Raw genomic sequence first — 16028 nt, 5'->3', positions numbered from 1 at the left:
CCGCTTCATTGGCAATTTCTGCCAGCCCCCACCCGAAGCTGGCTAGATATAATACTCAACGCCTTAAGCAGAGCATGACCCAAGAGATTATAGGGATCTTCAACCTTACCTGCACCCCATAATGGAGAGGAATCTAATGCAGCTCTTAACTTAGCCGAACCAAAGCCTCCTTTGAGCTTGGCAATTTCTACAGTACGGTCAATTAAACGCTGGTCAAAGCCTTTTTTAATTAAGGCACTTCTGAATCTTATTAAAGTGGCTTTACTGAATGGGGGTTTTTCACAGTTCAGGCCATTCAGAACTAATTACCATCGCAGATCCATGACTAGCTCTTCAATCACTTCATCGTCAGAAATCCCCATATAAGCTTGGAGAATAGTGGCTAAAGCCAATTGTGCTGGTGCGATGGGACAGTAGCCCATTGTGCTGTCTTTAAAAATTGTGGCAAGTTCTTCTTGAAACTCATCATTGAATATGTACAGACGGTTCAGGCGAAGAAAAGTAAACAGCTTGGCTTTTTTGATGCGATTAATAATTACCTGTTCTGAATCTGATAGCTCTACTGGGGGATGCCACAAAGGAGGACGCATAGACTTTAGGGAGTAATGAGCGCTTAATTTAATCGGGTCGTCAATTTCAGTTATGCATAGTCGAGTCGTTTTGTCAAGACCGGGTACTGAACCGACGACCTGGAACGGAAGAAGTGTTCAGGAAATATTGAATCGGGAACCGCTCATCTGGACGAGTCTGTGCCAACTGAACATCAGGGGAGAATTTAGCTAAAATGTAGCCTGGGGGAGTGCGATCGCCACCTGGGTTTTATCCTGGGGGAGAACCAGGCCGAATTCAGGGCCATATCCAGGCAGTCGCCCCCTTCAATGCCAGGAATCGGAACCCAAGCAGAGGGCAACCTGCCCAGGGGAAGCTGAAAACAGGGGCCAGGAGTCGGGTCAGGAGAAAAAGGAGTCAACCCCTCGGGATAGAACGGCAGACCATTCAAAGGTGGGGGTACCCGGAAACCGGCGATCGGCATAAAAATTGAAACCGAATCATTTTGATACCGGATAATTGCTAATCTTTAATGGAGGTTTAAGAACTGGCTTCGACGGATGACCTTTCCCAAAAGCCAACCGGGTTAACCCATCGGTAAAGAATAGCAGGGCAAAAATCAAGCAATCTCGATGGGTTCCGCTACTAATGCAGCTAGAGGGTCAAGTAACCGAGGAAATTGCCAATAAGTTGGCAAGACCCTACAGTTAGGAATGATAACTGCAAGTTATAGTGTTCTTGAGACGTGCAGTCAGAATATAGGGTAATGTAGCTTCTGTGAGTTATTGCCTGAATCCCAAATGTCCCCATCCTAATGAACCAGCCAATGCGAACCAGGTCAAATGCGTTCACTGTGGCTGTGATGTACTCCTGCAAGGACGGTATCGGATTATCAAACCCCTTGGCGGTGGAGGCTTTGGTAAAACTTTTGAAGTGGATGACCAAGGTACCATCAAGGTCCTGAAAGTATTGCTGCAAAACCATGAAAAGGCAGTAGAGCTTTTTCAACAGGAAGCCGATGTGCTCAAACGGATCAACCATCCGGGGATTCCCAAAGTAGAGCCCGATGCGTACTTTGCGATCACACCTCCGGGGGAAACTGAACCGATCCACTGCTTAATTATGGAAAAAATCAGTGGGTTGAACCTGCGGGATTGGATGAAAAAACGGGGAAATCGGCCCGTCACCCAAAACCAAGCCATTGATTGGTTAAAACAAATGGTGGAGATTCTCGATCGCGTCCACCAACAAAACTTTTTCCATCGGGATATCAAGCCCCTCAACATCATGATTCGCTTGAATGGACAAGTGGTGTTGATTGACTTTGGGGCCGCCCGGGAAGTCACGAATACCTACTTTGCGAAAGTGGGGCAGGGTCAAAACATTACCGGCATCGTCTCTCCGGGCTATACGCCACCGGAACAAGCCAATGGTAAGGCAGTACCGCAATCAGATTTTTATGCTTTAGGCCGGACCCTAGTCTTTTTGCTCACGGCGAAACCGCCTACAGCCTTCTCAGAAAATCCTCGGACGGGAAAACTCGTCTGGCGCAATAGTGCACCGCAGATTTCCAAGTCTTTTGGGGATGTCATTGATTACTTAATGGCCCCTTTTCCGGGAAAACGGCCTCAAAGTGCACAAGCTATTTTGCAATGTCTGGCAGAGGTTGACTTGACGCCGCCGAATGGGGAAGTTGGGGATGCGAACACCGGAATCGGCACTTCTGGAACGCGGGGGAATTACAATACAGGTTCCCATAGCAACTCGAAATCAACCGCTACGGAATCGAGAAGACTGCGATCGAAATATAAACCCGTCTACCCCCCGAAGAATAGCAGTAGTAAAAACCGATTTTTGAAAACAGGGGGCAAAAAACCCTGGATTTCCGCGATCTCCATCCTATTAGTCCTGTTGGCCACCTCTCAAGTCTATGGCTATTGGCGATATGGACTATTTCCCGCTAATCCCGTCGGACTCCTGATCAATATCCCCAGCAGTCTCTTTTTAAGAAAAAGTATCCGGGAAGTGGGTCAAGTTCAGTCGCTCGCCATGAGTCCGGTTCCCGACGCTTCCAGTCAATCCGAAGGGGGAACCTTTGCCAGCGGAAGTTTTGGCACCATCCGCATCTGGAATCTCAACAGTGGCGAATTGCTGCACACCATTGCGGCGCATAAAGACTGGGTAAGGACCCTAGCTGTGAGTCCCAATGGTCAAACCCTCGCCAGTGGTTCCGCTGACAAGACGATTCGATTATGGAACATGAATAATGGGTCCCGAATGCTGACCATCGCCGGACCCGGGGCTCATTGGGGTCCCGTGAATACCCTGGCGTTTACTCCCGATGGTCAGCGGTTAGCCAGTGGATCCGATGATAATACGATTAAGATTTGGGATATCAGAAGTGGGACTCGCCTCCGCACCATTCAGGCAGGATCTGCGGTGAATGCGATCGCCTTTACTCCCGATGGCCGCCGAATTATTAGTGCGGCCAATGACAATACCGTAAAAATTTGGGATTTAGCAACCGGCGCGAGACTGTTAACCCTGCGAGGTCATGCTCATCCCGTTCTTTCCCTAGCTATCAGTCCTGATGGTAACACCCTCGTCAGTGGCAGTCGCGATAATACCATTGCAGTTTGGGATCTCAGAACCGGAGAAAGACGCTATCAGCTTAGGGGAGATTCCAGTTGGGTGAGGTCCGTGGCGATCGGTCCCGAGGGTAAGATGTTGGCCAGTAGTGGGGGGACCATCGAAATTTGGGATTTAGCTAGTGGAACCAGGCGCTATCAGCTTACAGGTCATTCTAGTTATGTCAGTGGAATTGCGATTACTTCTGATGGGAAAACGCTCTTGAGTGGTTCTCCGGATGAAACTATTAAAATTTGGCGCGTGCCATCGGTGAGTCAACCTTAAAAATTAACTCCTGTCATGGCATCCCCAACCGGAGTCTTCTTCATTTGTTCTGCGATCGGCCAATGCTATGAAACTCAAAACCCTAAAAGGCTTGCATCTGATTTTTCAACTCAAAGGCTCCGTCATTCCCTCTATTTTACCTCCGGTTTTATGTAGTGGTTTATTTGGATTAATTATCTCTATATTATATCGCTTCGGTTATCCCGTTTCTTGGCCCGTCTTAGAGGGATTGGTTCCCACCATTGTACTAGGATTATTGTTAGTTTTTAGAACCAATACAGCTTACGATCGCTTTTGGGAAGGACGAAAAACCTGGGGAACCCTGGTTAACTCGGTTCGCAACCTTTCTCGGCACATTTTGGTAGCCATTGGTGAAAATAATCCCGAAGATACCACGGAAAAAGTCAATCATTTGAGGTTGTTAGTTGCCTTTGCCGTGGCTACTAAATTACACTTAAGAAAGGAACCCATCAAGCTGGAAGAACTACAAGGTTTAGTTTCTCCAGAACAGTATGAAAAGCTCAAAAAGATGAATCACCCTCCTCTGGAAATTGCCTTTTGGCTGGGAGATTACCTTCAAAAACAATATCGTCTGAATAAACTAGATATTTATCAACTCACCACCATGCTCAAGCTGTTAGATACAATGGTGGATACCTTGGGTGCATCAGAACGGATTTTAAAAACGCCGATGCCTGTAGCTTATGCTATCCATTTGAAACAGCTTCTCCTCATTTATTGTCTGGCGCTGCCGTTTCAAATTGTCAGTCACTTAGATTTATGGACCGGACCCGTTGCTGCTTTAATTAGCTTTACTTTATTAGGCATAGAAGAAATCGGAATTCAAATCGAAAATCCGTTTGGATATGATTCTAATGATTTACCCCTGGAGACCATTTGCTCTACCATGCGGGTCAATATCGAAGATTTGATTTCTCTATCGGCCAACGCTCAGGCTTCAGAAAATTTTCCCAGATTTTCCGACCATTATCCAATGAAAAAAGACCATTAAAGTTTTATTAACAGAAAATATTTTTTATATTTTTATCTGATATAGCAATTTTCATATTCATGAGGTACGTTGACTCGATCCCCCCTAGGGCGTCGGTACAGTAAAGGTTAGAAACCCGGTTTCTGGTCCTAATCTGTTGCGAATCATCAACATCTGGGTTAAGAAACCGGGTTTCTTGTCCTAGCGGATCTACTACTGAACCGACGCCCTAGCCCCCCTTAACAAGGGGGGAACCTGTCCAGTCCCCCTTGTTAAGGGGGATTTAGGGGGATCCTCCATATACTTCACCAACCAGAGAAAGGCTATAAAACATCAGCTATCTCTTCCTTAACTTATTTTTGAAAAGGGAGAAATAATCTACCTTACAGGATTGAAGTATCAACTCACCCAAGCGGTTGGGGCAATTTATAAATTGCCCCAACCGCTTGGGTGAAATCCCCTTGACAGGAGATAATATTGCCCTCAAATACCAACTAAACGAGCCGGAAAATGAACGGATAGCGGTAAATCAAAGTGGGGTCCGAGAGAACCTTCACAATGGCCATAATCGGCAGAATCCACATAGCGGCTAATAAAAGAAACAGGAGAGGAAACCCAATCAGGATCATAGTCAAGATGCCAAAGACGACGCCATAGAGATAAATATTGAGATGAAAATTGATAGATTCTCGGGCATTCCCTTTAACCACCGGGTCCTCGGACAGAAACAAGATGGCGATCGGCAATCCAACGGAAAGAACTGTAGCACTCAAAAAAATCGCTCCATGAGACAAAACCGATAACAACTTTCGTTTATCTGAATCGTACATAAAAAATCCTCCAATATTGCCGATCGCCTTCTACTCCCGTTATAACACGCGGAAAATAAAAGGATACTCGAAGGGGCGGTCTGGATTTCCGAACACCTTGAGCAACGCAAACGCCGTCAATCCCCAATGGAGAACAAATCCAGCAGGGGCGAGAATAAATCCCAACAAGCCAAAAGTCAGAAAACTCAGGGCAACAATCACCGCACCCCAAGCCCAGACATTCAAATGAAAATTGATAGATTCTTTGGCATTATCTTTCACAACCGGGTCATCGGACACAAATAAAATCGCCAGAGGAATCCCAACAGACACCAAAGTTGTACTGAAAAAAATTGCCCCATGAGACAGCAGGGATAACAGCTTGCGTTTGTCTGCATCGTACATGAATTGAACTCCTTATTATGATTAAACTTCCGTGAAAAATCCCTAGGGATATGATGCGATCGCCACCCATCTCGGATGAGGTCGCCTTTTAATCTATCTCAATTTTGCAACAGCCCGAGTGATCCAAAGGGGGGAAACTTCCCCCTATTCTATTGATGATGTCCACACCCCTTAAGACAGTTGACAAACCAAGCCCGATACCGCACCTGACTCAGATCCACCTCGGGAAAACTCCCGGGTCCCAAAAACTCTCGGACCCAGGGACCCAGGGCTATCCCTCACAGATTCGGGCTAGGAATGATTTAGACTGGCTATAGAGCATTTAAGAATCGAGACTGAACCATCCCCCACCTTCTCGATTCTGACTGTTTAGTTCTCGTTGAACCTCTTGGTTCATCTACCAATTGCGAATCGATGGCTATGGAACACTCGGATCTCCAAACAGGGTTGGCGGCGCTCAAACAAAAGAATTATGAAATGGCGATCGCCATTTTATCCAAGGTTTGCGAACAAGAACTCCATCAACCCACCGTCGATCGGGCGACGATGGGGTTGGTCATGGCCTACAAAGGGAACCGCACTCAGTCTAAGGCGATCGCCTTATGCCAAACCTTGACCGCATCGGACAGTCCCAAGGTCAAAGACTGGGCCGTGCGGACCCTGGCTCAGTTGAATCAATCGGCTCCCTCTTCACCCGGATCTCAACCCCAGACCCCGAAAACGGTCGATCGCCCCGGCAATCCGCCTTCCCCCCTCGGAGGAGATCCCACCGGATTTGTGCCATTAAACCCCTCCTCTTCCGGACCTGCTCAACCCTCCCCCCTCAAGAACCCCACCTCCAAAGACATCATTTCCCCCCTCTCCCGGGGAAATTCCACGGGATTTGTCCCCCTAGAACCGGCTCAAGCTAAACCTGCGCCCCGGTCCCCCGGCAACCCACCCCCCCTGCCGCCACCGATGCCACCCAGACCTCCAGGAGGGGCCACCCCCCGGCTAGGAGTCAGTCCCTTAACTCCAGGCTCATCGCCACCCGCGCCGCATCAGCCTCCCAGGCCCCCGGTTTCCCGGCAGGATTCCCCACAAGTCCTCCCCTTAGAACCCGATACCGATGGGATCGATTATTTAACCTCCTCTACAAAGAAGGCTGATTCTTCACCTTCGGCAAGGGCATCGCAGTCCGGACAACCCTCACCGACTCCTCCGGAATCAACGGTTCCGACTCCACAACCTCGGCAATGGCGTCAGGCAGGACGGGCGCAAAACTGGCGCAAACTCAAACCCGTTAAACCAACTTATCTATTGTTTGCCCAAGTCGGCAGTGCGATCGCCCTGTTTTGGGTCCTGCGGATTTTCATGAATTGGGGAATGGCAACGGCGAATGACCTGTTCTATCGACTCCCCCTCTTAGGGCCGATCCAAAGTTTTTATCGAGACCAAACTTGGACCTTGTTGGGCGTACTTATCCTATTGCTGGTTGCCTCGCCCTGGTTGCTGGATTTACTGCTGCGCTTCGCTTATGGCATGGAAAAACTCCCGCCACCGAAACTCGGTAACTACAGTCCAGAAGCGCGGAAATTGCTATCCCGCTTTAGTTTGGAACGCAAGCAACCCGCCCTGTCCCTGGGGGTGATTCCCACCGATGCACCGATCGCCATGACCTATGGTTTTGCTCCTCGGTTCGCCCGAATTGTCGTCAGTCAAGGGTTATTAGAGCAATTAGAGGACGATGAAATTGCAGCAATTTATGCCGGTGAGTTAGGACATTTAGAAAATTGGGATTTTCCCCTGATGTCTTTGGCGGTGTTACTCTGTCAAGTTCCTTATGTGCTCTATTGGCAGGTGTCCCGGGATGGGGATAAGTGGTTGGACTCTCAGGAGTGGTTTGGCCGGGTGATGTGCCAGACGGCAGGGGTGATTTCCGCAGTCGCCTACGGGTTGTACTGGGTCTTGCGTTGGCCGGTTTTATTCCTGTCGCGCTTGCGGTTTTATTACAGCGATCGCGCCTCTGCCTCTTTAACAGGAAATCCCAATGCGCTGACTCGCGCTTTACTGAAAATGGCAATTGGGATTGCCCAGGATGTGGAGAAACAGGGTCACACCAGTTTTGTGCTGGAAGGATTCGATTTACTCTCGCCAGTCGGCTATGTGCAAGGGATGACCTTGGGGAGTTGTTCTGCCTATCATTCTTGGGAAAATCTTCTGGAGTGGGACCGCCACAATATTTACAAAAAATGGTTGACACTTCCCCAATCTCATCCGCCTTTGGGCGATCGCCTCACCCTCTTGGATTTATATGCGCGGTTTTGGAAGCTGGATGCTGAGTTGGATTTTGCTAGGGATGGCGCAGTGGCCCCCGCAAAATCTCCCCGTTGGCGGGTCAAACGCCTGTTATTACAAGGTGCACCCTATTTTGGTCTTCCCCTGGGGTTAATCGCTGGGTTGATGCTGTGGGGATTGGGCGCAGTTGCGGTGAACTTGGGGTTTGGGGCCCTGGATTGGGTGTGGGGCGATCGCTCGATTCTCCAGGGTTCTTTATTAATAGGGGTAAGTTTGGGGATTGTTCTGCGGATCAATTCCTTTTTCCCAGACATTACCTCTAAAAATATCCGCACCAACCCCAAGTTGCCCGAACTCCTCACGGATCCCGATGCCATTCCGGTGGATAGTTTACCCATTGGTTTGGAGGGACAACTCCTCGGACGGCGCGGAATCAGCAATTGGCTGGCGCAAGATTTAATTTTGCACTCCCCAACAGGATTAGTGAAGTTGCACGCCGCCTCCAATTTGGGGGTTTTTGGGTATCTTTGGTTTTTGTCGAAGCGTCCTAGTGATCTCGTGGGACAGACAATTTCGGCAGTCGGTTGGTTCCGTCGGGGTGCGACGCCTTGGATTGATCTGGACCGATTGACCACCGCAGAGGGCAAAACTCACGCTAGTGGTCACCCGATCTGGTCTACGATTTTGGCAGGAGTTGCGGTACTGTTAGGCGTTTACTGGATGTCTAAGGGGGGGAGCTAGGACAAAAGTGAAAGCCCGGACTCAGAATCCGTCCGGAATTTGTTACAATTCTTAATTAAACCCGTCCATCCTGGGGCTAATCTGGAAAAAACACTGGTTTCACCGTGGGTCAACCCCCTGGTGCAACTCAGGGTTGATGGCTTCCCATCCAGGGAAACAGCACCAGGTCCAACATAAGGGCGGGTTTTCCCTCGGAATTGAGAACAAGTTGAAACAGCCAACAAAATGGGCGGGAAAGGGGGAAAATATTTGACAGCGATCGGCTAATGGTAAAATTTATAGTCGGGAAATCGAAAAATTTTGAGTCAACTACTAGCTCACCTGCATAAGCTGTGATATTTTTAAGAGTGGCTCGATTGAGGCCAAAAAAAAGTAATGGGATGGGAGATAATCCCCCATTTCTGTTAGAGTGAGTAAGAGAGCGCCCATATTGAGAAACGCATCAACTTTACACTTGAGCCGTTTGAAGTTTACCTAGGTGGTATTAAGGAGAACGGGAGTATGCTCGTCGGTGGTTTGGAAGCCCCGAATCGAGTAGATGTTTCCTACAGCAGATTTTTATCAAAAGCAGAAGAAAGGAATCCTGAAAAATCCAATGCCCTCCTTAAAATTTCACCGAATTGTTACAAGCGTTCGAGGCAATGTGTTGGCGCGTATTTTTTTCGATAGGGTATGCCTGGGGTTGGGTGAGCAACAGTGAACCGATTGATAAAAGCCAAGCCGTTACTACTTTTACCCTTGTGCGATCAAAGGGTAATGAGAGGACAGGAAAGCTCTGGCTTTAAGTCGTTAACGACGAAGCCCCGAACCAACCGATCGAGTCAAAAAAGAAGGTTTTGTATTTAATTGATTTTCCAAAAGATAGGAGGTATCTCAAATGTCGATTCGTCTTTATATAGGTAATCTGCCAAAAGAAGTCGATCGCAAAGAACTGCAAGACGTCTTTGCTGAAGCCGGTGATTCTGTGACCACTAAAGTCATTACCGATCGCAAGACGGGCAAGTGTCGGGGGTTCGGATTCGTCACAGTAAAGAATGACGAGCAAGCCGACGAATTTATCGAAAAGTTCAACGGTTATATGTTCCAAGATACCCCTCTGAAAATTGAAAAGGCATTGCCTCGCAAGAAGGGGAAAGGTGACGAGGAACAAGAAGGCGCACCCACCGCAGAGACTGGGGAGGCGACTGCAACCCCCACCACCACACCGACACCCGCCGCAGCTAAGGTGGCTAAACCCACCACCGGAGGAGGGAATCGCGGTAACAAGTCGAAACGCTCAACCGGCAGCAGCAGCAGCAGTGGCAGTCAAGACTCGGATTCGGTCCAGCCGGATCCCCGTTGGGCTGGAGAGTTAGAAAAGCTCAAACAGATGTTGGCAGCTCAAGCCAGCAATTCCTAACTCAAGGGAATTTCCCACTCAATCTGCATTCAGGTGACGGGTTAACAGGGGGAAAAAATCCAATGGGTTGTTTTTCTTCAGCTATTTCCGCGATCGCATCTTCTGCGATCGCGGTTCTTTTTTCGGATTATAGATTTCCCGGGGTCCAAATTGCCCGAGGAAATTTTTTTCACAACACCCCCAAAGGGGTTTTTATCCTGTATAATCCGATTCATTTATAACCCAGAAGCGATCGCTGAAACCCTAAGAGGCTTTAGACATCATCAGATCCAAGCGCTCAAATGGCTGTTGCTGGAGGTGCGCCTCGGGACGAGCTAAACCAAATCCTTGGCCAAAATCTACCCCCAACTCCTGGCAAAATTGGACATCCTGAAGGGTTTCTAAGCCTTCTGCTAAAACGAGAATTCCCTCAGAGTGAGCCGACTCTAGCAAACTCTTGATTAACGTTTGTTTGAGGGTAAACTGGCTACAGCCGTGGATCAAACGTCGGTCTAATTTAACAATATCGGGTTTGAGTTCCATGGCATAGTGATCTACCGAGACACAACCACACAGATCATCCACAGCAATTCCAAATCCCCAGGCGCGCATCTGTTCGATAAGCCGTGGGAGTTTGTCACTTTGAGCTAAAACTTCTACTTCGGTTAACTCAAAAATGATTTGTTCGGGGCGCAATCCTAAGTCCAGAATTTGTTGTAAATTCTGTTCCAGGGAGTCCGGATTTTGAATAATGGCATTGGGTAAAAGGTTAACAAAAAACTGGCGATCGCTCTTTAAATCGGCAAGGGATTCGATACAAGTTGTCCGCGCCAGTTCATCAAATTCCTGGGATAAGTCCGTGGCGATCGCCGCCTCAATTAACATTCCGCCACTGTAGCACTGTCCCCGATCGCCCAGGGCGCGAGCCAGACATTCATAAGCGGTGATTTGACCCGATTTCAGGGAAAAAATGGGTTGATATTTAAAAAATAGCCCTTGTTGGAGCAGCAGTCGCAAAAACCAGGCATATTTGATGGAATTGGTCACGGAAATCAGCGGCTGTGCTTTGAGAAATTCCAACAGGAGATGGGTTGAGTCTAGGGATATTTGGGTGACACAGAACCGAGAGGCGTTTTGAGCCATCTCTCCCAACTGGTTGCTCAATTGCCAGAATATCTCCGTCAGTTGGCTCTTGGTCACGATGCGATAAAACAGGAGGGGGACTGCTGGAACGGGTTGAAATCCCAGGTTCGCCAGACAGGTTCCGGTGTCCGGGTCATTCGGCTGAATCAGCAGTTTGGGCCTTTCGCTTAAGAGAGTCATAGAGGACATAGTTTTTTAAATCTTTAATATTTGTTAAGAAATATGAATTTCTTGTAATCTATGATAATGCCTATCCGCTCGAAAAGCTCGTAACCTGAATCTCAAGCGGAGTTTAGGCTCATCTTTAAGCATGGGTTAAGGCGCGGGAAATCAACCGTTAGCGCCGAACGAACGATGGAGAATGGAGTGGAGATAGGATAAAAAGATGTTCAGTCCTTATTCTCTTGATATCACCGGATTTTCCGACTTTTGTCATCGTCCTCAAGAGGTAAATGAAGACAAACCTGCATCAGCCTCGTTCGTTCCTACAAACGAGGCTAACGAGGCTGATGCTAAAGAGTCATTAATTTGGCTTACCAAAATGTAGACACAAAAAATGGAAGTTTGCCGACTGAGGCTAAACTTCCATTTTTGCGGTGACTGGATGGTGGGGTTGCGATCGCATCCAGAAGCGATCGCCGAAAATCTCTATCTAAACCAGGTTTCCTTACAGAACTTGCGCCCTGAGCCATGCTAGAGGCAAAGAGATCATCTTGCGAAAACGGGGGACGACCGCCCGCTGACGAAATACATCGTATTCGTTGCGCTCGATCGCATCGAGAATTTGGCTGTAAAGCATCGTGGCGGACCAGACGGGCCACCGAGCATCGGGATTCAGGGCCAGAATGCCCTTTTCTGCCTTGACATAGAACTTGCGGGCGCGTTGAATTTGGAAACGCATCAGTTGCTGCCATCGCTCATCGACGACCCCATTCAAGAGGTCCTCTTCGGTGTAGTCAAACAAAGCCAGTTCCTCCAGAGGCAGATAAATCCGACCTCGGCGAGCATCTTCCCCCACATCCCGCAGGATATTGGTCAGTTGATTGGCAATGCCGAGGGCGACCGCCTCTGCTGATGGATCCGAAGGTTCGGAAGTCTCCCAAGGAGAGGACCGGACCACGGGGGCAATTCCCATCACCGGCAGGGACATTAAGCCCACGGTACCGGCTACGCGGTAGCAGTACAGCTCAAGGTCCTCAAAGGTTTGATAGCGACTGCGGTACAGATCCATGCGCTGCCCGGAAATCATATCCCGAAAGGGCTGGATATCCAGGGAAAAGCGTTCTACTGTATCCACCATCGCCACATCAGTATCTTCCAGGGGAGTTCCAGCAAAGATCGATTCGAGGTAACCCTCCCACAGATCTAAGGTTTCTGGGGTGGTAAACCGCGCCCCAGGTCCGTCCACCAATTCATCTGTGCGACGGCACCAAGCGTATATCGCCCAAATAGCCCGCCGTTTCGCTTCTGGCATCAACAGCGTACCCAGGTAAAAGGTGCGGGCATATTTCGCTGTAATTTGGCGACAGAGCTCATAAGCGTCGTCTAAGGAAGCCAGCGTTTTCATGCGTGGTTGTTCGGACAGTTGCAGCATTGGTTGCAAGCAAGGAGCGTCTTTAGATGCCAGAATTCTGGGTTGGGAATTCAGGGATTTTGAGTTGTAGGCCACTACTAATATCTAAATTCTAAAATTATTAATTCTGGGACTGACGGCTCGCAATGGCCTGCGCTGTCAGCTTACCAGAAAGTACGGCTCCTTCCATACTGGCAAGATAACGTTGCATGGTGTAATCGCCCGTCAGATAGAAATTGGGGATCGGTGTGATTTGGGACGGACGGTAATTTTGGCGTCCGGGAGTTGCTTTGTACACCGACCTCGGCGTCTTGACGACGTGATATTTTATTAATTTAGCCGGTTTGTTACCACAAAAGTGATCGGGAAATAAATTGGAGAGTTCTTTCATGGTGGCGTTGACAATTTCTTCATCGGATTTGGAAATCCAGTCCTTGGCTGGTGCGAGGACCAATTCCAGCATCGATCGCTCGGGATTGGCATATTCCCGACAGGTGTTGCTCATGTCCGCATAGACGCTCAGTAAGGGCGATCGCGAAAACAGCAAGTGATCGATATCCGTGAGTTTACAGTCAAACCACAGATGCACGTTAATCACCGGCACCCCTTCTAACTCTTTGAGTTGTTGGAAATATTCCATCTCCCACCAGGATGGCGGTAACATCAGTTTTAGAGGGTCCACGGGCATCGCCGAGACGTAACTATCTGCGGTCAAGATTTCCGAAGGGTTTCCCTCCATGCCTCGGACCTCAAATCCGCTCACTGCACCTTGTTCGTCGAGCAAAAACTCTTTAATGGGTGCATTTAACCGGACTTCGCCACCGCGTTCGGTAATGTAGTCCACGATGGGTTGACAGAGCCGTTCTGTCGGGGATCCATCTAAAAAGGCCATTTTTGACCCGTTTTTCTCTTGCAAAAACCGATTCAGTGCCGTCAGCAGGATGGTTGCGGAAATTTCATCGGGGTTGATGAAGTTGAGCGCCTTGGACATGGCGATGAAGACTTCTTTTTCTACCCGAGGTGGGATATTTTTCCGCTTCAGCCATTCGGAGAATGAATATTTATCCATTTTTTCGACATATTTCTGTCCCTGCACCATTGCTGGGATCAGTCCGATGCCAAACTGAATTTTCTCCGGCCAGGTTAGCATATCGTTATTTCCCAAGATTGCCATCACCCCATTCAGGGGGGCGGGCAGATCCGGGAAATCAAACCGGGAGTAAGTTCCTGGGGCCTCCGGCTGGTTGAAGATCATGGTATGTTCTTTCCATTGCAGCCGGTCTTCGATGCCTAGTTCGCCAAACAGTTGCAACATATTGGGATAGGCACCAAAAAAAATGTGCAGTCCGGTTTCGTACCAGTCCCCGTCTGCATCTTTCCATGCTGCTACTTTCCCCCCAAGGACGTCCCGGCGTTCCAGGACTATGGGGGTATGACCCATGTCAGTCAGATATTTCGCGCAGGAAAGTCCTGCTAAACCCGCTCCTGCGATCGCCACGCGCATTTGGTAATAATCCCCTCGTTGAGATTCTTTAAGATAGTGTTAAGTTTTTTGAGTTGCCTCTCATTATACCTTTGCAAACTGTTACATTTTCTTTTTTTACCTGCGTTTTTGCAAAATAATATTCTCGACTCCCCAAGGCGATCGCCCACTGCACCCTCTAATCCCCTCGGGTAACGGGGATAACTTCTTGTTAATTGAGTATCAACAATCTTTTCCCAACCGGACCCTCTCGGGTTTTTCTTTGAAAAAATAACAGCTTAACAATTCCCTCTTACCAAATTGTTATTTTTCCGCCGTCAAGCCTTTCCTGAATTGTTGGGGCAGGGCCGTCGTGAAATTCCGATCGCCCTGGAGTCGAAGGCCCTAAATTCAATGATATAATCTGCCATTGATTCGGTTTAGTGGAGTCATAGGCCGGCAAGGCTGACCCAATCCAGGGGAAGGGGTCCAGAGCACAGAGGTTGAAGCAGTCTAAGCATTGTTATGTCCAATGCGATCGCTGACTCGGACACTGTGATTTTGACTCTGAGTTCAACAGAATTTGGCGATCGCACTGAGCTTGGCCCGTGCGATGATAGAGATCCTTTGGGTTTTTACTGCCCATAATGTAGGACAGCGATCGCAAAAGGGTTCAGGATTCCTCCTGCCTCCTTCTAGCCCCTGGATTCCCACGGCAAAGGTCTAGTCACCCTCTGGTCCGATTGTCAAACGCAATCCCGTTAGAACCCGGGCTGATTCAGTGGCAGATCCCTCGGACAGAGGGATGCCCTCCCCAGGGCGAGTTCCATTTCAGAGCAAGCGGTCTTAAAGTGGTGCATCCTCTCCATAGACCCATCCGGTTTAGACAGATCAGAGCAATATAAAGGAGTAGCGATCGGGACAATCTCTTGACAGACCCATTATGACCCTAGAGAATAACCATTATTATCAACTTGTTAAGTTTTATGGGTTTACTCTTAATAATTCACTCACCTTGCCAACAGCATCTTGGCATTAAAAGAACGATGAATTATACGCCAAACCTTTAGAACCAGAAATTACGGAGGGAGCGATGAGTATAATTCTAATTGTGGATGATAGCGGTACGGTACGCGAAATGGTATCGGACATTCTGAAAAAAAGCGGTTTGGAAGTGATTGAAGCATCCGATGGAGTACAAGCCAAAGAACAAATTCAGGCCAAACCTCCGGATTTAGTCGTCACCGATATTGTCATGCCCAGAATGAACGGCTATGAACTTTGTCGATGGTTAAAAAATGACCCGAAAGCCCAGAATATTCCCGTTATCATGTGTACGAGCAAAAGTCAAGAATTTGATCGGTATTGGGGGATGAAACAAGGAGCGGATGCCTACATCACGAAACCATTTCGTCCGGCAGAACTGATTCAGACTATTAAACAACTCTTGCGCTGATCTGATCATGGAGTGGCGTCAGACTGTGGAGTAGCTGTCAAGCAACCGATGCCCTCGCCTGTTCGAGGGCCGGACCCTATTTTTTGGACAGTTTCACACCAGCAGAGGTAGTGGGGCCTTAAATTGATGAACCGGTCTATCCAGGGATCGAGTAGATAGATCAGATGGACTGGCATTGCGATCGCCCCTAGGGAGCCGTGTAAAAATAAGTTGGTCAATTACGACAAGACTCGGGGCTTAATGATATAGTTCCATTCACCTCTCCAAGAGTGGCGCTCAATAGCAATAGAATTAAAGTCTTGATCCGCCACTTTGATTCCTATTTCGTAGC

At 48.5% G+C, this 16028-nt stretch carries 11 protein-coding genes and 1 pseudogene; 5 read left to right on the top strand and 7 right to left on the bottom strand.

Annotation, left to right across the window (positions count from 1 at the left end; all coding sequences use genetic code 11):
• Window positions 1-26: 26 nt before the first annotated feature.
• Window positions 27-590: pseudogene (locus NG833_RS20490) on the bottom strand (transposase); the annotation flags it as partial.
• A 736-nt stretch (window positions 591-1326) separates the two neighbouring features.
• Between NG833_RS20490 and NG833_RS20485 the strand changes: the two are divergent.
• On the top strand, window positions 1327-3462 hold the full coding sequence (locus NG833_RS20485; protein ID WP_254567125.1) for a protein kinase: 2136 nt from the start codon (window positions 1327-1329) through the stop codon (window positions 3460-3462).
• A 67-nt stretch (window positions 3463-3529) separates the two neighbouring features.
• A complete protein-coding gene (locus NG833_RS20480; RefSeq protein WP_254567124.1) occupies window positions 3530-4474 on the top strand; it encodes a bestrophin family protein in 945 nt (314 codons plus the stop codon).
• A 473-nt stretch (window positions 4475-4947) separates the two neighbouring features.
• Here the strand turns inward: NG833_RS20480 and NG833_RS20475 are convergent, their stop codons facing one another.
• Together NG833_RS20475 and NG833_RS20470 are read right to left on the bottom strand one after the other, a co-directional pair.
• On the bottom strand, window positions 4948-5283 hold the full coding sequence (locus NG833_RS20475) for a DUF4870 domain-containing protein (protein WP_254567123.1): 336 nt from the start codon (window positions 5281-5283) through the stop codon (window positions 4948-4950).
• A 39-nt stretch (window positions 5284-5322) separates the two neighbouring features.
• The gene (locus NG833_RS20470) at window positions 5323-5667 is read right to left on the bottom strand and encodes a DUF4870 domain-containing protein (RefSeq protein ID WP_254567122.1); all 345 of its coding nucleotides are present in this window, start codon (window positions 5665-5667) and stop codon (window positions 5323-5325) included.
• A 414-nt stretch (window positions 5668-6081) separates the two neighbouring features.
• Between NG833_RS20470 and NG833_RS30775 the strand changes: the two genes are divergently transcribed.
• Together NG833_RS30775 and NG833_RS20460 are read left to right on the top strand one after the other, a co-directional pair.
• Window positions 6082-8685, top strand: a complete 2604-nt coding sequence (locus NG833_RS30775; protein ID WP_305884998.1) for a M48 family metalloprotease — start codon at window positions 6082-6084, stop codon at window positions 8683-8685.
• An 877-nt stretch (window positions 8686-9562) separates the two neighbouring features.
• The gene (locus NG833_RS20460) at window positions 9563-10084 is read left to right on the top strand and encodes an RNA-binding protein (protein ID WP_254567121.1); all 522 of its coding nucleotides are present in this window, start codon (window positions 9563-9565) and stop codon (window positions 10082-10084) included.
• 243 nt (window positions 10085-10327) lie between these two features.
• Here NG833_RS20460 and NG833_RS20455 read toward each other — a convergent pair whose 3' ends face one another.
• The 3 genes from NG833_RS20455 to pds all read right to left on the bottom strand — a co-directional run bounded on the left by NG833_RS20455 (window position 10328) and on the right by pds (window position 14283).
• Window positions 10328-11395, bottom strand: coding sequence for an EAL domain-containing protein (locus NG833_RS20455; protein ID WP_254567120.1), 1068 nt, complete (start codon window positions 11393-11395; stop codon window positions 10328-10330).
• A gap of 478 nt (window positions 11396-11873) precedes the next feature.
• Window positions 11874-12800 (bottom strand): 15-cis-phytoene synthase CrtB, encoded by a 927-nt coding sequence (crtB, locus tag NG833_RS20450; protein ID WP_254567119.1) that lies wholly within the window; start codon window positions 12798-12800, stop codon window positions 11874-11876.
• Between the two features lie 100 nt (window positions 12801-12900).
• Window positions 12901-14283 carry a 15-cis-phytoene desaturase gene (gene pds, locus NG833_RS20445; protein ID WP_254567118.1) on the bottom strand — a complete coding sequence of 461 codons (1383 nt, stop codon included), beginning with the start codon at window positions 14281-14283 and terminating at the stop codon, window positions 12901-12903.
• A gap of 1051 nt (window positions 14284-15334) precedes the next feature.
• Here pds and NG833_RS20440 point away from each other — a divergent pair.
• On the top strand, window positions 15335-15697 hold the full coding sequence (locus tag NG833_RS20440; protein ID WP_207088925.1) for a response regulator transcription factor: 363 nt from the start codon (window positions 15335-15337) through the stop codon (window positions 15695-15697).
• Window positions 15698-15915: 218 nt separating this feature from the next.
• On the opposite strand, the gene NG833_RS31015 is transcribed toward NG833_RS20440, so the two are convergent.
• A partial coding sequence (locus NG833_RS31015) for a hypothetical protein (RefSeq protein ID WP_375293919.1) occupies window positions 15916-16028 on the bottom strand: 113 nt, incomplete at its 5' end.

Source organism: Oscillatoria sp. HE19RPO, from assembly GCF_024220515.1.
In the GTDB taxonomy this organism is placed as follows: Bacteria; Cyanobacteriota; Cyanobacteriia; order Cyanobacteriales; family Laspinemataceae; genus Laspinema.
This window is presented reverse-complemented; position numbering and strand designations above follow the sequence as displayed.